We start from the raw sequence: 14751 nt of genomic DNA, 5'->3' as shown, positions 1-14751 counted from the left end.
GACGACGTGGGCGACGAGCATGATCCCGCGGGCTGGTACACGACGAACCTGGTCGGCATCCCGGCGCCGGTGCTCGCCAGCGCCGGCTTCAATGCCCACCCGCAGCCCTTGCACGTGGCCGGGGTGCGCGAGTCGCATGCCGGCCTGTTCGCGCTGCTGCAACGCTGCACGGACGCGGCCGAGGCCCGCGGCGTGTTCGCGCACTACATGAGCCTGGCCTTCGGGCTGCAGCGGCGTGCCGCCGGGAGCGACGCCGCCGAGCCGCGGCGTTGGCGGGCCAGCTACCTCAAGCTGCTGCAAGGCTGGGGGCTGGACGCCAACGGCGCGGCCGGCGCGGTGCTGAAAGGCTGGGTGGAGAGCCGCTTCGGCATCGTGCCGGTGTTCCACCGCGCGGTCCTGGCACGCTTCCCCTCGCCGGCCTGGACGACCTACCTCGAGGAAAAGGCCGGCAGCCGCTTCCACAACAACAACATCTTCCAGCAGCTGGACCTGCTCTACGAGTTCAGCCAGTGGATGCTGGCGCGCTTCCAGCCGCTGGGCGGCGCGCCGCGCGTGACGCTGTGGCGCGGCAGCACGCGCTGCGAGGAGCAGGTCCTGGCCGGCTCGCTGCGGGGCCGGCAATGCACCGTGAGGCTGAACAACCTCGTCTCCTTCAGCCTCGCGCGCGAGCAGGCCGGCTGCTTCGGCGACTGGCTGCTGCAGGCCGAGGTGCCGCAGGTCAAGCTGCTGCTGTGGCCAGGCCTGCTCGCCAGCGCCACGCTGCAGGGCGAGTCCGAGGTGCTGGCCATCGGCGGCTGCTACGAGGTGCTGGCGCGTTATGACTGAAGCCGCCGAGCTGCTGCCCATCTGGGACCGCGCCCTCGGGGCCTATCTGGGCCTGGCCCTCGGCGACGCCCTGGGCGCCACCCTCGAGTTCATGACGGCGCGCGAGATCGCCCAGGCCTATGCCGCCCAGGGCGGCGTGCACCGCCACATCACCGGCGGCGGCTGGCTCAGGCTCGCGCCCGGCCAGGTCACCGACGACACCACCATGAGCCTGGCCCTGGGCGATGGCCTGCTGCGTGGCCAGGCGCTGGGTCGCCCTTTCGACACCGGGCTCATCGCCGACGCCTTTGCCGCCTGGTGGCGCGCCAAGCCGGTGGACTGCGGCAACACCTGCCGGCGCGGCATCGCGCGCTACCTGCGCGACGGCTCGCTGCAGGGGCCGCCCAACGAGGCCGACGGTGGCAACGGCGCGCTGATGCGCAACCTGCCCGCCGTGCTCGCGACGCTGGGAGACGACGCCGCCTTCGAGCGCGTGTCGCTCGCCCAGGCCCGCATCACCCACCACCATCCGCAGTCCGATGCCGCCGTGCTCGGCATCGGCCACCTGCTGCGCCGGCAGCTTGCCGGGGCCGATGCCGAGGCCATGGCGCGGCACGTCGCCGATTGGGTCGCCGCCGAGCCTGACTTCCGCTTCGAGCGGTATCCCGGCCGCGCCAGCGCCTACGTGGTGGACACCGTGCAGACCGTGCTGCACGCGTTCACGCGGCATGCCGGCTTCGAGGACGCCGTCGTCGCCGCCGTCAACCGTGGCGAGGACGCCGACACCACCGGCGCCCTGGTCGGCATGCTCGCCGGCGCCCGCTGCGGCGCCGGCGCCCTGCCTCGCCGCTGGCTCTCCCGCTTGCAGACCGCGACGCGCCAGGCCATCACCGACCAGACCGGCGCCCTGCTGGCCCTGGCCCGAACCTTCCAACCCCGCTGAGGAGGCTTCCATGCCCATCTACGACTACCGCTGCAGCCATTGCGGCCAGAGCTGCGAGCTGCTCGTGCGCAGCAGCACCGTGCCCACCTGCCCGCACTGCGCCAGCACGGCGCTGGAGCGCCAGGTCTCGCTGACGGCCCCGCAGGGCACCAGCGCCGCCACCATCGCCACCGCCCGCCGCGCCGCGGCGCGGGAGGGGCATTTCAGCCATTACAGCCGGGCGGAGAGGGCGAGGGTGAAGTAGGGGCGGTGGACGTTGGGGGGAGGGCGGCTTGCGGCCAGCCGGTGCGGCGACATCGACTCTTGGGGTCTTGCAGAACATACGGCATTGCCGTATAGTTTCGACGTGCGAACCGTAGCTGAAACGCCGATTTTCCAGCGCTACGCTGCCGAAGTCTGGGCCGATGCGGAACGAGTTGAGTTCATCAACTGGATCGCAGCCAATCCAACAGCCGGAGATGTCATCCCCGGCAGCGGCGGTTGCCGGAAGGTCCGTTGGTCGCGGGCAGGTGTAGGCAAGCGCGGCGGCGCAAGGGTGATCTACTTCAATGCCGACGAGACGACGATCTGGCTACTCATCGTCTACACCAAGGCCAAGTTCGACAACCTCCCGTCCACTTTTCTGGCCGAGCTCAGGCAAGGAGTTGAAGATGCCCTCGGAAATTGAAGCGTTCAAGCGTGACCTGCTTGAGTCGGTCAAGCAAATGCGTCGTGGGCAGGCTGCCCGCGTCACGAAGGTCAAGCTGCCGCAGGCGGCCGAGGCGCGTTCGCGCGTGGGCCTGTCACAGCAGGAGTTTGCTCGGCTCTTGGGCGTGTCGGCCCGCACGCTGCAGGACTGGGAGCAGGGTCGAAGGGAGCCCACCGGAGCGGCAAAGATGCTGCTTCGTGTCGCTGTCGCCCATCCCGAAGTCCTTCTCGAACTCCACGGCTGAGGCCCTCCGTCAAGGGCCCTGCCTCAGCCCGACAACGCCCCCAGCAGTTCCACCGTCACGTCCTCGGTCCCGGTGAACTGCGCCTGGCAGGCCAGGCGGGACTTGCTGCCGATGCCGACCAGGGTGTCGAGCTTGGCGTTTTCCGCGGGGGTCACGCGGGTCAGGCCTTTGCGGCCGGCGGTGACGAAGACGTGGCAACCGCCGCACTTGGCGCCGCCGCCGCAGGGGTTCACGAGCTTGCCGCCAGCGTCGAGGATGGCTTGCAGCAGCGAGGCGCCGGCGGCCACTTCAAGGGTCAGCCCGGCGGGCATGAGGGTGAGCGTGCTCACGGTGTGCTCCTGTGATGAAGGGAAGAGATGACGAAGGGCCCGCTCAAGCCGCCACGGAGGCCGGCTGGGTGAGCGCGGCGGCCACCGCGGCCAGCGGCATCGCGATGCGCGTGATGCCCTGTTCGGCCAGGAAGCGCGCCTCCATGCGGGTGGGCGCGTCCGGCAGCACCGCGAAATGCGGGCCGGCGGAGCGCTTCATGATCTGGCGCGCAAAGGCCCTGGGCAACTGGTCGTTGAAGCGGCAGCCCAGGAAGACGAAGCCCAGGTGCTTGCGGCGCAACTGCACGGAGGCGGGGATGGGCGTCTGGATGTCGATCTCGGTCAGCACCTCGACGAAGTCGCTGTCCGACACCAGGAAGTTGGCGGCCGGCGCGTGGCCGCCCCAGGGCTTGTAGAGCAGGGTGGGCGCCTCGATGGGGTCGGGCTGGGCGCCGCCCTGGGCGTCGTACCAGCCGGCCCAGGTGCCGAAGTGCTCGCTTTGCGACAGCCCCTGCACCTCGGCCCAGTCGACGCGGTCGCTGGCCGCGGCCAGTGCGGTGCGCAGCGTGTCGTCGTACCAGGCGTCGACGATCAGCGGCGTGCGCAGGCCGGCCAGCCAATGGTGCAGCGGCGAGGGCTCGGCGGCGGTGGCGTAGGCCTCGGTCATGGCCTTCACCAGCGTCTTGCGGTGCTTGAAGTTCTCGATGAACTGCGCCGCCGCCGTGAGGCGGTTCCTGATCTTGCCGGGCACGGAGACCTTGGCGGTCAGCACCGCGGCCAGGGCCAGCGGGTCGGCGGGCGGCGTGGACCCGAGGCATAACGACAGCATGCCTGGCCCGAGGTAGGGCGCCAGCTTGCCGGCGCGCAGGCCCTGCGCCACGTCGGGCGGCAGGTCGTCGAGGGTGTCGAAGGTGCTCATGGCAGATCCCCTTTCAGTAGATGGCCGCGCCGGCGCCGACGTTGACGGAGGAGTCCTTCAGCGTCTTGACGATGAAGCCCACTTGCTCGGGCGAGAGGCCGCCGTGCAGGGGCAGGGCCAGCGCGCGGTCGGCGATGCGCTCGGCCAGGGGCAGCTGCCCGCGGCGCCAGCCCTGGGCGGTGTAGTGATGCTGCTGGTGCAGGGGCTGGCAGTAGAGCGCCGATTCGATGCACTCGGTGCGCAGGTCCTCCACCACCTGCGCCACGGCGCTGGCGGTGAAGCGCTTGCCCAGGTGCACGAGGTAGAGCATCCAGTGCACCTCGTCCACGTCGGGCGCGATGTAGGGCGGCTTGATGCCTTCGAAGCTCAGCATCTGCTCCAGGTAGGCGGCCTCCACGGCCTTGCGCCGCTCCAGGATCTCGTCGATGCGCGCGAGCTGCGCCACGCCCAGGGCCGCGGTGACCTCGCTCATCGCGGCCTGCAGCGGCACGCGCGCGCCGACCGAGACGGACTGCCGGTCGGCCACCGACCGGGCACGCAGGTAGCGCAGCTCGCTGGCCAGCGCCGCGTCGTCGGTGACCAGCATGCCGCCCTCGCCGCAGCACAGCGCCGAGGGTTGGGAGAAGTCGAAGACCGACACGGTGCCGAAGCTGCCCACCGGCCGCCCGCGGTAGCGCGAACCGATGGATTCGGTGGCGTCCTCGACCAGGGCCAGGCCGTGTTCGCGGGCCAGCGCGCCCAGCGCCTCCCAGGCCGCCGGGTGGCCGTTGACGTTGCCGGCGACGAGGGCGCGCGTGGCGGGCGTGACCTGGGCCGCGGCCCGCACAGGGTCCAGGCAGCCGCTCCAGTAGTTGATGTCGGAGAACACCGCTCGCGCGCCCGCCAGCGTCACGGCCTGCGCCACCTGGTGCCAGCCGTAGGTGGAGGCGATGACCTCGTCGCCGGTCCCTATGCCCAGCGCCCGCAGCGCCAGCCAGGTGCCGAGGGTGCCGCTGGGCACGGCCACGGCATGTCCGCGGCCCAGCCAGTCGGCGAAGCCCCGCTCGAAGCGCTCCACCATGCGCCCGCTCGACCAGCGCGGCGCGCTCAGCGCGGCCTGCACCAGGCGGGCCTCGAGCGGGCCGGCATCCGGCTCGGACAGCAGCAGCCAGTCGTTGGGGGCGTCGTCGGGCGCAGTCACCTCAGTCTCCCGACAGGCGCCGGGCCTCGACGGTGACCGGCAGCGTGGTGCCGGCTGCCATCTCGGGCAGGGCCAGCGTCCAGCCATTGGCCAGCGTGATGCTGCCGCCCCAGAGCTCCGCGCGTTCCTGGGCCACGATGGGCTCCTCCAGGTCCTTCTTGGGCACATAGGCCGACAGGGCGCCGGAGGAGGTCTTGCGGATCATGACTTTCATGCGGGGTCCTTGGAGTGAGGGGTCAGGCGGCCATGCCCGCCTCGGTCTCGGCCAGCAGCGGTGTGAGGGCTCGCGCGGCGGCGGCGATGGCGAAGTCGATGTCGGCCGCGGTGGTGCCGGGGCCGAGCGAGAAGCGCACGCCGCAACGCGCCTGCCGCGCGTCCAGGCCCATGGCGAGCAGCACGTGCGAGGGCTGGGTGCCGCCGGCGCTGCACGCGGCGCCGGAAGAGGCCACGATGCCCGCGCGCTCCAGCCGCGCGAGCACGGGCTCGGCCTCCAGCTCGCCGAAGCGCAGGCACACGGTGTTGGGCAGGCGCTCGGCGGCATGGCCGAGCACGCAGGTGCCGGGCAGGGCACGCAGCAGGCCCTGCTCCAGCCGCTGGCGCAAGGCGAGCTGTCGCGCCAGGTCTTCGGCCAGGGTCGCGGCGGTGCGCCCGCAGGCCGCCGCGAAGCCGGCAATGCCCGCGACGTTCTCGGTGCCGCCGCGCCGCTGGCGCTCCTGCCGGCCGGCGATCAGGGGCGCCAGGGCCTGGCCCTTGCGCACGAGCAGGGCGCCGACGCCCTTGGGGCCGCCGATCTTGTGGGCCGACACCGACATCAGCGCCGCGCCGCTGGCCGCGAACGACAGCGCCTGCTTGCCGGCCAGCTGCGTGGCATCGACGTGCAGCGGCACGCCATGGGCCTGGGCCAGCTCGGCGAGCTGCGGCAGCGGCATCAGCACGCCGGTCTCGTTGTTGGCGCCCATGACGCTCAGCAGGGCCACGTCGTCGCCGAGCAGGGCCTGGGCGGCGTCAAGGTCCAGCCGGCCCTGGCCGTCCACCGGGATGAGGTCCACCGGCCTGCCCTCGCCGCGCAGGCGCGCGGCCAGCGCCAGCAGCCCGGGGTGCTCGACGGACGACATCACCACCCGCCGGCGTCCTTCGGGCGCGGCGGCCAGCGTGCCCAGCACCGCGAGGTGGTTGGCCTCGGTCGCGCCGCTGGTGAAGACGAGCTCGGCCGGCGTCGCGCCCAGGAAGGCGGCCACCCGCAGCCGCGCGTCCACCAGCACGCGGCGGGCCGCCTGGCCGGGGGCATGCGTCGATGAGGGGTTGGCCCAGGCGTGCCGCAGCGTGTCGAGCATCTCGGCCACCGCCTCGGGCCAGACCGGGGCGGTGGCGTTCCAGTCCAGGTAGACGGTGCCGCTCATGGCCAGAACACCCGCAGCGGGTCCTCGCAGACACGCTGCAAGGCTTCCTCCAGCGTCAGACCCGAGGCCTCGACGCGCCAGCAGCCGGCGCGGTGGTCGCGCGAGTGCAGCAGCCAGTGCCCGCCGTCGAGCGGCACGAACCAGGCGATGGCGATGTCGCCTCCGGACCGGTCCACGTTGCGCGAGCAGTTGGGGCTGACGACCTTCCAGCCGCGCCCTTCGCGCTCGACCCGCGGCACCACGTAGCGGTAGCGGGCGCGCCGCGACAGGGCGCGCTCGATGCGCGCCTGCGCCAGGCTGCGCACGGCCCGGCCCTCCGTCGAGGGCGGGCGGCGCGGCAGCGCGGCGGCCATCACGCCAGGGCCTCCACCGCCGGCGCCAGCTCCTCTTCCAGGCAGCCCAGCACCGCGACGCCGAAATCCACCAGATAGACCGGCACGTTGGCCTCGGCATGGTGGCCCACCTGCACGATCTCGCCGGGGCCGCCGGCCACCACCAGCAGCAGGTCCTCGGCAACCTCGGGCAGGCTGCCGTCGTTGTAGAGATCCTCCGCGGCCAGCACGGCCTGGCCCCAGCGGTACTTCGGTTCGCGGCGTTCCATGGTGAGGTCCTCAGCGCAGGGAGGAAAGCAGCGCGGCGCGCTCGCCGAGCTGGGCGAGCACGTCGTCGGGCAGGTGGTCCAGCGTGCACAGCTCCTTGGCACGCATGCCGACCTGGTGGCCGCTGTCGGTGAACTCGACGGCGTAGATGTAGAACTGCTGCAGGAAGGTACCGATGGAGCGCACATAGCCCACGTCGCCCTTGTGCACCAGCACGGCGCCGATGTCGTAGCCGCGGTAGGTACCGTCGTTGCGGATCACGCTGCGGCTGGCCACGCGCTCGCCCATGGCGAAGCGGGGCGGGTGGGCGAGCTCGACGGTGTCGTCTTCGCGGGCGATGTCAGCCATGCTGGGCCTCCAGCCCCGCGGCGGCCAGGCGCAGGCGCCGGGCCGCCTGCTCGCGCACCTCGGGTTCGACGTCGTGCAGCAGGCCGGTCAGCAGCGGGGCGTCGGCGCGGCCGGCCACCTCCCAGCGCACGGTCCAGTCAGGGTCGTGGGCCAGGCGGCACAGGCCGGCAGCCGGCAGGCGCTGCGCGGCGATGCGCCTGACCTCGGGCGCGGGGTCGTCCTGCAGCCGCCACAGCGCCGGCATCTCCACACGGCGCGCGGCCTGCAGCCGCACCTGCAGGTCGCCGTCGTCCAGCAGCCGCGGCAGCGCCGCCACGGGCAGGCGCTGCGCCGCGATGGCGCGGACCTGGTAGTCCGGGTCGTCGGCCATGGCGGCCAGGTCGTCCAGGGCGATGCGGTGGGCCACGCGGATGCGCACCTCGCGGTGGGGGTCGTCGCGCATGGCGCGTAGCAGCCGCTGCGGCACGCGCAAGGCCACCTGCAGGCGCACGGTCTCGTCGGGGTCGCTCATCAGCGGCGGCAGGTGGAAGAGGTCGGCGTGCCGGGCGGCGATGGCGCGCACCTCGAAATAGGCGTGATCCAGGTGGTCGTTGGCGAGCGCGCGGTGGCTGCGGAAGAAGCGGTCGATGCGGCGGGCGTAGGCGTCCTGCATGCAGCTGTGGCCCGGCTCGCAGCCGCCCCCGGCCCTGAGCGCGGCGTGCTCGCAGGCGGCGCAGCGCGCGCGCGTGATGGGCTGGCCCTGCCAGTCGATGGCGGGGATGGCGCCCGTGGTGCCGTCCGCCGGCGCTGCGCTCATGGCCGGCCTCGCTTCATGCCAGGCTCGCCCAGGCTGCGGCGCCGGTGGCCTGCAACGCAGGGGTAGCGTCGTCTTCGCCCGGCCCCGCGAGCGAGCGCCGGCGCACGGCCTCCAGCACCGCCGCGCCCACGCAGTCCTGCGGGTCCAGTGCGCGCAGCAGGGCGAGGGCGTCGCCGGCTTCGGCCAGGTCGTCCAGGCGCAGGCTCAGGTAGGCGTAGCCCTTGAGCGCGAACAGGTAGAAGCGCGTCGTCGCGTCGTGGCGCGCGCCGGCCAGGGCGAGGCGGGGCACCTCGCGCCACACCCGCGGCAGTCCCAGCGCCTGCGCGCCGACGGCCAGCGCGCGCCGCACCACGTGGCGGGCCTGGCGCGGGCGGTGGCCGTAGAAGTAGTGGCGGTAGAAGGCGATCAGCACGGCCGGGTGCTCCGGCGCCAGTGCCTGCGCGCGCATCAGGGCGGCCATGGTGGCGCAGGCATCGCCGCGGCAGGTGCCGGCCTCGCGCAACGCGGCCTCGACGCCGGGCGGCATGGCCAGCCCGAGGACCGCGGTGTCGAAATCGGCGTCCATGCCGGGGGCGCGCCCGCTACAGCCGCCTGATGGACGACAGCGACACGGCGGCCTGCGCCGGCGGCTTGGCCGCGTCCGACGTCGAGCACCCGCAGGCCGCGGCGTTCGGGTTGACGAAGGTCAGGCCCGACTGCGTGGGCGTGTCGGCAAAGTCCACCGTCACGCCGTCGAGCATCAGGCGGCTCTCGGCGGGCAGGAAGACGCGCAGGCCGTTGACGGCCAGTTCGCTGTCGCCCTGGCGCGGCGCCGCCTCGACGCTGAACTCCGACGCATAGCCCGAGCAGCCGCCTGGCGTGACGGTCAGGCGGAAGCCGCCGGCCGGGTGTTCGGAGAAACGCACCATGCGGCGCATGAATTTTTCCGCCGCCGCGGTGACGGTGAGCTGGGTGAGCGAGGCCATCGTCAGACCTTCTTGATGCAGCCGTCGACCGGGCAGACGGCGATGCACTGGGGCGCATCGAAGTGGCCCTCGCATTCCGTGCACTTGGCCGGGTCGATGATGTAGGTGCCGCCCTTCTCGCGGATGGCGACGTTGGGGCACTCGGGCTCGCAGGCGGAGCAGGCGGTGCACATGGAGGCGATGATCTTCAGGGCCATGGAGGTCTCCTCGGGACGGTCAAATCAGGCGGCAGCGGTGAAGGCGCCCTGCCGGATGCGCGCGTCGCCGCGCGGTTCATGCACGATGCGGCCACTGGCCACACGCTCGCGGTAGCCGGCGAACCAGGACAGCGCGGCCTTCTCGATGAACTCGTGGGCATAGGCGTCCACCGGCTCGATGCCGGCGGCGGTCAACTCGTCGCGCGGGCAGGCGCCGATCTTGGACACGAGCACCGCGTGGCAGTCGTTGATGGCGCCCACGATGGAGGGCAGCTGCTCGTCTTCGCCGTAGCCGCCCTGGCAGTACAGGTCGACGCGGCGATGGCCGACGAACAGCGCCTGGCTGCGGCTGACTTCGAAGATCTGGAACTCCGTCGCGTGCCCGAAATGCTGGTTGACCTTGCCGTGGCCCTCGGTGGCCACCGCCACCAGCACCTTCATCTCATCCGCCTGCGGCTCGCCGCCGGCCGCCGCCTGCAGGGCCTGCAGCTTGGCCTGATGCTGGGCCTGGCGCTCGGCCTCGACCCGGGCCTGGTAGGCGCGGCGCTTGTCGAGGTCGTAGACGACCTCCATCTGGTCGATCCGGTCGAGGGTGAACTCGTCGCTGCGGTCTTCGCCCAGCAGGCCCACCGCGTCGGCGCGGCACTGCCGGCAGTGCCGCATCAGGTTGGCGCCGCCCATGCAGGCGTCCTGCACGGCCTTGAGCTCCTGGGCCGTCGGGCCGCGCTGGCCGGTCAGCCCGAACACGGTGCCATGTTCGGCCTCGCTGATCAGCGGCATGATGTTGTGCAGGAAGGCGCCGCGCTTCTTGACCTCGCGGTTCACCTCGAACAGGTGCTCATCGTTGATGCCGGGGATGAGCACCGAGTTGATCTTGGTGAGCACGCCCCGCGCGGTCAGCATCTCCAGGCCCAGCATCTGCTGGCGGTGCAGGATCTCGGCGGCCTCGCGGCCGGTCACGCGGCGGTGGTCCCAGAAGATCCAGGGGTAGATCTTCTCGCCCACGGCGGGGTCCACCATGTTGATGGTGATGGTGACGTGGTCGATGTTGTACTTGCAGATCTCGTCCACCATCTGCGGCAGCGCCAGGCCGTTGGTGGACAGGCAGAGCTTGATGTCGGGCGCCTGCTCCTGGAGCATGCGGAAGGTGTCGAAGGTCTTCTTCGGGTTGGCCAGCGCATCGCCCGGGCCGGCGATGCCCAGCACCGTCATCTGCGGGATCTCGCTGGCCACGGCCACGACCTTCCTGACCGCCTGTTCGGGCGTGAGCTTCTGGCTCACGACGCCCGGGCGCGACTCGTTGCTGCAGTCGTACTTGCGATTGCAGTAGTTGCACTGGATGTTGCAGGCCGGCGCCACGGCCACGTGCATGCGGGCGTAGTGGTGGTGGGCCTCCTCGGAATAGCAGGGATGGTTCTTGACCTTCTCCCAGATCTCGGCGGGCATGTCGTCGGGCCCGCCGGAGGAGCCGCAGCTGGCCTTGCCCGCGCCTCCGCTGGTCGAGCAGCCGCCCGCGGCGGCCGTCTCCACGACCTGGCTCACCGCCTGGCGGCCCTTGCGGAGGTCGCCGATCGACACGAAGGCAGTGTTGCTCATGGCCAGGTCTCGCTGCAGTGGAGGATGCGAGACCCGTATTGCGAGAGCCGTGCCAGCGCACGCCCGCCATGTGAATCAAAGGCTTAGCGGCGGATCAGCGAATGTGCGCCCCGTGCGGTTTGCGACAAAACGAACAGGCCCTAGTCAAGCAGGCCGGCCAGCGCGCCCGGCTGGAAGTGCAGGTCGATGAAATCCGCCAGGCCGTCGAAGACCTGGTCCAGCGATCGGCCGGGCTGGCCGAAGAGGGCCTGCAGCACCGCCGGCTGCTCGAAGAGGCCGTGGGCGTAGACGCCCAGCACCCGGCCGGCCTGCCAGCCGATGGCCTCGCCGGCCGCGTTGCGCAGCGCCACGCGGGGGGGCGGCAGGCCCGGATGGGGCTGGGTGCGGCCGTGGCGGATCTCATAACCCTCGGCCTGCGTGCCGGCGAGCTCGGCCCAGGGCGCCTCCAGCGCCTCGAAGCGCAGGGCCGTGTTGCGCAACAGCTTGTCGGGCTCGAAGACGGTCACCAGCGGCAGCAGGCCGAGGCCCGGCGCGTTGCCGTCCACGCCGTGCGTGTCGATCAGGGCCTCGCCCAGCATCTGCAGGCCGCCGCAGATGCCCAGGATGCGGCCACGGTGGTGGTTCAGGGCGGCGTCGAGCTTCTGGGCGCGCAGCCAGGCCAGGTCGGCCGCCGTGGCCTTGGAGCCGGGCAGGATGACCCAGTCGGCCCCCGCCAGGTCGCGCGGTTCGCGTGCCCACGACAGGCGCACGCCGGGCAGCTGGCGCAGGGGCTGGAACTCGTCGAGGTTGGACAGGCGCGGGTAGGCGATGACGGCGACGTGCAGGCCCGCGCCGGTGGCCGCGCTGTCGAACACGCCGTCCTCCTCGGGCAGGCCGTGGCCGCGCCACATCGGCAGCGTGGCCAGCGTGGGCACGCCGGTCAGCTGCTGCAGCTGTTCGGGCCCGGGTGCCAGCAGCCCGGCATCGCCGCGGAAGCGGTTGAGCACGAAGCCGCGCACCTGGCGGCGCACGTCCTCGGGCATGAGCTGGTGGGTGCCGTAGAGGTGGGCGAAGGCGCCGCCGCGGTCGATGTCGGTCACGAGCAGGCAGGCGGCCCTCGCGTCGCGCGCGGTGCCGAGGTTGACGTAGTCGCTCGGCGCGAGGTTGATCTCGGCCGGCGAACCCGCGCCCTCGATGACGACGACGTCGTTCTCCCGCAGCAGCTCCAGCAGGGCCGCCCGCGCCCGCGGCTTGAGCAGGACGCTGCGCTCGCGCCAGGGCATGCGGGAGAGCTGGGCGTCCACCTCGCCCAGCACGACGACCTGGCTCTGCGTGTCGGCCTCGGGCTTGAGCAGCACCGGGTTCATGCGTACCTCGGGCAGGCGCCGCGCCGCCAGCGCCTGGAAGTACTGGGCGCTGCCGATCTCTCCCGCGCCGCCGTTCAAGCCCGGCACGACGCGGGCGTTGTTGCTCATGTTCTGCGCCTTGAAGGGCGCCACCTTCAGGCCCTGGCGGGCATACCAGCGGCACAGGGCGGTGGCCAGCCAGCTCTTGCCCGCTCCGCTGGTGGTGCCCAGCACCATCACGGCTTTTCCTCGACTCATCGTTCGTCTCCCTGGATGTCGATCAGCGCCCGGCGCAGCGCGGCCTGGGCCTCGGGGGGCTGGGCCGACACGCGCACCCATCCGGCCAGGCCGAAGGACGCCGCGTCGCGCACGCGCAGGCCGTGCCGGCGCAGCCGCATGGCCATGTCGGCGCGCGGTGGGCGCGCCAGCCAGAAGTTCGTGCAGCTCGGCCGCTGCGTCCATCCCATGCCGGCCAGCATCTCGCGCTGCGAGGCGGCCCAGCCGCGCAGCTGCGCGCGGGCCTCGCCCAGCCAGCGCAGCGTCTCGCCGCTCGGCCAGTGCGTCAGCAGGGCCACGCCTTCGGCCGACAGCACCCAGCTCGGCGCCAGCGACGCGGCTCGCGACCAGACCTCGTCCGCCGCGGGGGCGACGACATAGCCGGCGCGCACGCCGGTCAGCCCGACCGCCTTGTTCGGGCAGACGAGCTGCCAGGCGCCCGGCGGCAGGGCGGGCGCCTCGCCGTGCAGGCGTAGCGGCTCGTAGGCGCGGTCCACCACCACCAGCTGCCCGGCCAGGTCGGGCCAGGCGGCCACGCTGTCTCCCGTGGGGTTGCAGGGTTCGCAGATCCACACCAGGGCCGGTGCGCCGGGGCGCAGCTCGGCGGGCGAGGCATAGGGCTTCACGGCCAGGCCCAGGGCCTGGGCTGCCAGGGCGTAGTCGCCGAAGCCGGGCTGCGGCACCCAGGCCTCGCGGCGCCCGTCGAGCGCCGCCGCCAGCGTGAGCCGGCGTATGCCCTCGGCGCCCCCGGCCGTGGGCAGCACGAGGTCGGGATCGCCGCTGCCGGCCAGCAGGCGGCGCAATGCGCGGTAGTCCGGGTCGGGATAGGCCTGGCGATCCGCGGCCTGCACGGCGGCCCACAGCGCGGGCGGTGGCCCCAGCGGGCTGGCGTTGGTGGAGAAGTCGTGGGCCACGGCCGCTCCGCCGTCGGGGCCGCCGTGCTCGGCGCGCAGCGGCCTCATGCGGGAGCCCTCGCGAGCAGGGCCAGCGCGGCCATGAGCCCGCCGCCGGCGAGCACGGCCTGGGCGGCCAGGCGGCGTGCGGCGGCGAGGTCTGCGAGCCGCACGGCGCGCGCCGCGGCGTTCAGCGTGTAGACGCCGGGCTTGCCCAGCGCCACGCCCAGCCGCAAGGCCATCGCGGCCATGGGCCAGCCGCTGTTGGGCGACGGCGTGCGGCGAGCCTCGCCGGCGAGGCGGGCGAGGGAGGGCGGACGCAGCAGCCAGGCGGTGAGCCGTGCCGGCAGCCACGACAGCAGGTCGTCGGCCCGTGCGGCCCACTTGCCGCTCCATTCGCGCTCGTCGCGGTAGCCCCACATGGCATCAGCCGTGTTGGCGAAGCGGTAGACGGCGGCGCCGGGCAGGCCCAGCAGGGCGAACCAGAAGAGGGGCGCGACGACGGAGTCGTTGAGGTTCTCGGCCAGGGTCTCAATGGCGGCTTCACGGACCTCGGTCTCGGTGAGGGAGGCGGTGTCGCGGCTGACGAGGCGGGACAGGCGTGCGCGGCCGGCGTCGAGGGACTGCTGCAGCGCGGCTTCGACGGCCATGGCTTCCTCGGCCAGCATGCGCCAGGCCAGCAGGGGCTTGAGCAGCAGGCCGGTCAGCAGGGCGGCGGCGGCCAGGCGTAGCGGCGAGGCGTCGGGGTGCAGCCGAAGCAGCAGCGTGCCCTGCAGCCACAGGGCGATGACGGCGACGAGAGCGGCGCCGAGCAGCCAGGCGAGGGCGCCGGCCGCGAAGGCGAGGGCCGGGGGCAGGCGGGTCAGTTTGAAGCCGCTCAGATAGCGGCCCATGGCGACCACGGGGTGAGCCCATGCCGGGGGCTCGCCGAGGACGCGGTCGATGAGGAGGGCGGTGGGGATGGCGAGGGCGAGCAGGAGGCCAGTGCTCATGTCCGCCTCCGGTTGGGGGTCTTTGCCTCCGGTGTCTTGCTGGCGAGGCCCATGCCGGGAATTCGCCCCGGCGGGCGACCTACTTTCTTGGGCGCCCAAGAAAGTAGGCAAAGAAACCGCCCCCGAACCGCCCGCCCCGCCGCTGCGCGACGGGGTTCCCTGCGCTGCTCAGGCCTTGAGGGCCCGCGCAAAACTCGCTTCGCTACGCTCCGCTCAAACAATTGCGCGGAGTCAGAAGTTGAAGCGAGCTTCGCTCGCGCCCTCAAGCCCTTGCGCTG

21 protein-coding genes are annotated in these 14751 nt (G+C 72.7%); 5 read left to right on the top strand and 16 right to left on the bottom strand.

What is annotated here, in order from left to right; genetic code table 11:
- Nucleotides 1-6 precede the first annotated feature (6 nt).
- From LXT12_RS11770 to LXT12_RS11750, 5 genes are all read left to right on the top strand, one after another.
- Nucleotides 7-825 carry an NAD(+)--dinitrogen-reductase ADP-D-ribosyltransferase gene (locus LXT12_RS11770; protein ID WP_233392237.1) on the top strand — a complete coding sequence of 273 codons (819 nt, stop codon included), beginning with the start codon at nucleotides 7-9 and terminating at the stop codon, nucleotides 823-825.
- Nucleotides 818-1747, top strand: coding sequence for an ADP-ribosyl-[dinitrogen reductase] hydrolase (draG, locus tag LXT12_RS11765; RefSeq protein ID WP_233392235.1), 930 nt, complete (start codon nucleotides 818-820; stop codon nucleotides 1745-1747). Before LXT12_RS11770 ends, draG begins: the two co-directional genes overlap by 8 nt.
- Nucleotides 1748-1757: 10 nt before the next feature.
- Complete coding sequence (locus LXT12_RS11760; RefSeq protein WP_233392234.1) at nucleotides 1758-1991, top strand: FmdB family zinc ribbon protein; 234 nt, start codon at nucleotides 1758-1760, stop codon at nucleotides 1989-1991.
- Between the two features lie 102 nt (nucleotides 1992-2093).
- On the top strand, nucleotides 2094-2414 hold the full coding sequence (locus tag LXT12_RS11755; protein WP_233392232.1) for a transcriptional regulator: 321 nt from the start codon (nucleotides 2094-2096) through the stop codon (nucleotides 2412-2414).
- On the top strand, nucleotides 2398-2679 hold the full coding sequence (locus LXT12_RS11750; RefSeq protein ID WP_233392230.1) for a helix-turn-helix domain-containing protein: 282 nt from the start codon (nucleotides 2398-2400) through the stop codon (nucleotides 2677-2679). Before LXT12_RS11755 ends, LXT12_RS11750 begins: the two co-directional genes overlap by 17 nt.
- A 23-nt stretch (nucleotides 2680-2702) precedes the next feature.
- On the opposite strand, the gene LXT12_RS11745 is transcribed toward LXT12_RS11750, so the two are convergent.
- The 16 genes from LXT12_RS11745 to cbiB all read right to left on the bottom strand — a co-directional run bounded on the left by LXT12_RS11745 (nucleotide 2703) and on the right by cbiB (nucleotide 14473).
- Nucleotides 2703-3008 carry a 2Fe-2S iron-sulfur cluster-binding protein gene (locus LXT12_RS11745; RefSeq protein ID WP_233392228.1) on the bottom strand — a complete coding sequence of 102 codons (306 nt, stop codon included), beginning with the start codon at nucleotides 3006-3008 and terminating at the stop codon, nucleotides 2703-2705.
- Between the two features lie 43 nt (nucleotides 3009-3051).
- Nucleotides 3052-3906: an SIR2 family protein gene (locus tag LXT12_RS11740; RefSeq protein WP_233392226.1), complete on the bottom strand. Its 855-nt coding sequence runs from the start codon at nucleotides 3904-3906 to the stop codon at nucleotides 3052-3054.
- Nucleotides 3907-3919: 13 nt separating this feature from the next.
- Nucleotides 3920-5086, bottom strand: a complete 1167-nt coding sequence (locus tag LXT12_RS11735; RefSeq protein WP_419964770.1) for a DegT/DnrJ/EryC1/StrS family aminotransferase — start codon at nucleotides 5084-5086, stop codon at nucleotides 3920-3922.
- A gap of 1 nt (nucleotide 5087) precedes the next feature.
- On the bottom strand, nucleotides 5088-5300 hold the full coding sequence (gene nifT, locus LXT12_RS11730) for a putative nitrogen fixation protein NifT (protein WP_233392224.1): 213 nt from the start codon (nucleotides 5298-5300) through the stop codon (nucleotides 5088-5090).
- Between the two features lie 22 nt (nucleotides 5301-5322).
- Nucleotides 5323-6486, bottom strand: a complete 1164-nt coding sequence (locus tag LXT12_RS11725) for a cysteine desulfurase family protein (RefSeq protein WP_233392222.1) — start codon at nucleotides 6484-6486, stop codon at nucleotides 5323-5325.
- Nucleotides 6483-6839 (bottom strand): DUF3024 domain-containing protein, encoded by a 357-nt coding sequence (locus LXT12_RS11720; RefSeq protein ID WP_233392220.1) that lies wholly within the window; start codon nucleotides 6837-6839, stop codon nucleotides 6483-6485. The genes LXT12_RS11725 and LXT12_RS11720 overlap by 4 nt, the downstream gene beginning before the upstream one ends.
- Nucleotides 6839-7087 carry a nitrogen fixation protein NifZ gene (locus LXT12_RS11715; RefSeq protein WP_233392218.1) on the bottom strand — a complete coding sequence of 83 codons (249 nt, stop codon included), beginning with the start codon at nucleotides 7085-7087 and terminating at the stop codon, nucleotides 6839-6841. Before LXT12_RS11715 ends, LXT12_RS11720 begins: the two co-directional genes overlap by 1 nt.
- 10 nt (nucleotides 7088-7097) lie before the next feature.
- Nucleotides 7098-7433, bottom strand: coding sequence for a nitrogen fixation protein NifZ (locus tag LXT12_RS11710; RefSeq protein ID WP_233392215.1), 336 nt, complete (start codon nucleotides 7431-7433; stop codon nucleotides 7098-7100).
- Nucleotides 7426-8229, bottom strand: a complete 804-nt coding sequence (locus tag LXT12_RS11705) for a 4Fe4S-binding leucine-rich repeat protein (protein ID WP_233392213.1) — start codon at nucleotides 8227-8229, stop codon at nucleotides 7426-7428. Before LXT12_RS11705 ends, LXT12_RS11710 begins: the two co-directional genes overlap by 8 nt.
- Before the next feature lie 13 nt (nucleotides 8230-8242).
- The gene (locus LXT12_RS11700) at nucleotides 8243-8794 is read right to left on the bottom strand and encodes a hypothetical protein (protein ID WP_233392211.1); all 552 of its coding nucleotides are present in this window, start codon (nucleotides 8792-8794) and stop codon (nucleotides 8243-8245) included.
- Between the two features lie 16 nt (nucleotides 8795-8810).
- Nucleotides 8811-9194 carry a HesB/IscA family protein gene (locus LXT12_RS11695; RefSeq protein WP_233392210.1) on the bottom strand — a complete coding sequence of 128 codons (384 nt, stop codon included), beginning with the start codon at nucleotides 9192-9194 and terminating at the stop codon, nucleotides 8811-8813.
- A gap of 2 nt (nucleotides 9195-9196) precedes the next feature.
- On the bottom strand, nucleotides 9197-9391 hold the full coding sequence (locus LXT12_RS11690; RefSeq protein WP_233392209.1) for a 4Fe-4S binding protein: 195 nt from the start codon (nucleotides 9389-9391) through the stop codon (nucleotides 9197-9199).
- Nucleotides 9392-9415: 24 nt separating this feature from the next.
- The gene (gene nifB, locus LXT12_RS11685; protein ID WP_233392208.1) at nucleotides 9416-10987 is read right to left on the bottom strand and encodes a nitrogenase cofactor biosynthesis protein NifB; all 1572 of its coding nucleotides are present in this window, start codon (nucleotides 10985-10987) and stop codon (nucleotides 9416-9418) included.
- 140 nt (nucleotides 10988-11127) lie between these two features.
- Entirely contained in the window at nucleotides 11128-12570 is a 1443-nt protein-coding gene (locus LXT12_RS11680; protein ID WP_233392206.1) for a cobyric acid synthase, read from the bottom strand.
- On the bottom strand, nucleotides 12567-13550 hold the full coding sequence (locus tag LXT12_RS11675) for an aminotransferase class I/II-fold pyridoxal phosphate-dependent enzyme (RefSeq protein ID WP_233392204.1): 984 nt from the start codon (nucleotides 13548-13550) through the stop codon (nucleotides 12567-12569). The genes LXT12_RS11680 and LXT12_RS11675 overlap by 4 nt, the downstream gene beginning before the upstream one ends.
- Nucleotides 13547-14473: an adenosylcobinamide-phosphate synthase CbiB gene (gene cbiB, locus LXT12_RS11670; protein ID WP_233392202.1), complete on the bottom strand. Its 927-nt coding sequence runs from the start codon at nucleotides 14471-14473 to the stop codon at nucleotides 13547-13549. Before cbiB ends, LXT12_RS11675 begins: the two co-directional genes overlap by 4 nt.
- Nucleotides 14474-14751 lie beyond the last annotated feature (278 nt).

Source organism: Pelomonas caseinilytica (genome assembly GCF_021353235.1).
In the GTDB taxonomy this organism is placed as follows: domain Bacteria; phylum Pseudomonadota; class Gammaproteobacteria; order Burkholderiales; family Burkholderiaceae_C; genus Pelomonas; species Pelomonas caseinilytica.
This window is presented reverse-complemented; position numbering and strand designations above follow the sequence as displayed.

What these genes read in the sequence shown, in the direction of transcription:
- nifB (WP_233392208.1), bottom strand. Translation starts at nt 10,987, where the DNA reads ATGAGCAACACTGCCTTCGTGTCGATCGGCGACCTCCGCAAGGGCCGC.
- LXT12_RS11715 (WP_233392218.1), bottom strand. Translation starts at nt 7,087, where the DNA reads ATGGAACGCCGCGAACCGAAGTACCGCTGGGGCCAGGCCGTGCTGGCC.
- nifT (WP_233392224.1), bottom strand. Translation starts at nt 5,300, where the DNA reads ATGAAAGTCATGATCCGCAAGACCTCCTCCGGCGCCCTGTCGGCCTAT.
- LXT12_RS11695 (WP_233392210.1), bottom strand. Translation starts at nt 9,194, where the DNA reads ATGGCCTCGCTCACCCAGCTCACCGTCACCGCGGCGGCGGAAAAATTC.
- LXT12_RS11700 (WP_233392211.1), bottom strand. Translation starts at nt 8,794, where the DNA reads ATGGACGCCGATTTCGACACCGCGGTCCTCGGGCTGGCCATGCCGCCC.
- LXT12_RS11690 (WP_233392209.1), bottom strand. Translation starts at nt 9,391, where the DNA reads ATGGCCCTGAAGATCATCGCCTCCATGTGCACCGCCTGCTCCGCCTGC.
- LXT12_RS11750 (WP_233392230.1), top strand. Translation starts at nt 2,398, where the DNA reads ATGCCCTCGGAAATTGAAGCGTTCAAGCGTGACCTGCTTGAGTCGGTC.
- LXT12_RS11705 (WP_233392213.1), bottom strand. Translation starts at nt 8,229, where the DNA reads ATGAGCGCAGCGCCGGCGGACGGCACCACGGGCGCCATCCCCGCCATC.
- cbiB (WP_233392202.1), bottom strand. Translation starts at nt 14,473, where the DNA reads ATGAGCACTGGCCTCCTGCTCGCCCTCGCCATCCCCACCGCCCTCCTC.
- LXT12_RS11710 (WP_233392215.1), bottom strand. Translation starts at nt 7,433, where the DNA reads ATGGCTGACATCGCCCGCGAAGACGACACCGTCGAGCTCGCCCACCCG.
- LXT12_RS11760 (WP_233392234.1), top strand. Translation starts at nt 1,758, where the DNA reads ATGCCCATCTACGACTACCGCTGCAGCCATTGCGGCCAGAGCTGCGAG.
- LXT12_RS11740 (WP_233392226.1), bottom strand. Translation starts at nt 3,906, where the DNA reads ATGAGCACCTTCGACACCCTCGACGACCTGCCGCCCGACGTGGCGCAG.
- LXT12_RS11680 (WP_233392206.1), bottom strand. Translation starts at nt 12,570, where the DNA reads ATGAGTCGAGGAAAAGCCGTGATGGTGCTGGGCACCACCAGCGGAGCG.
- LXT12_RS11675 (WP_233392204.1), bottom strand. Translation starts at nt 13,550, where the DNA reads ATGAGGCCGCTGCGCGCCGAGCACGGCGGCCCCGACGGCGGAGCGGCC.
- LXT12_RS11720 (WP_233392220.1), bottom strand. Translation starts at nt 6,839, where the DNA reads ATGGCCGCCGCGCTGCCGCGCCGCCCGCCCTCGACGGAGGGCCGGGCC.
- LXT12_RS11725 (WP_233392222.1), bottom strand. Translation starts at nt 6,486, where the DNA reads ATGAGCGGCACCGTCTACCTGGACTGGAACGCCACCGCCCCGGTCTGG.
- draG (WP_233392235.1), top strand. Translation starts at nt 818, where the DNA reads ATGACTGAAGCCGCCGAGCTGCTGCCCATCTGGGACCGCGCCCTCGGG.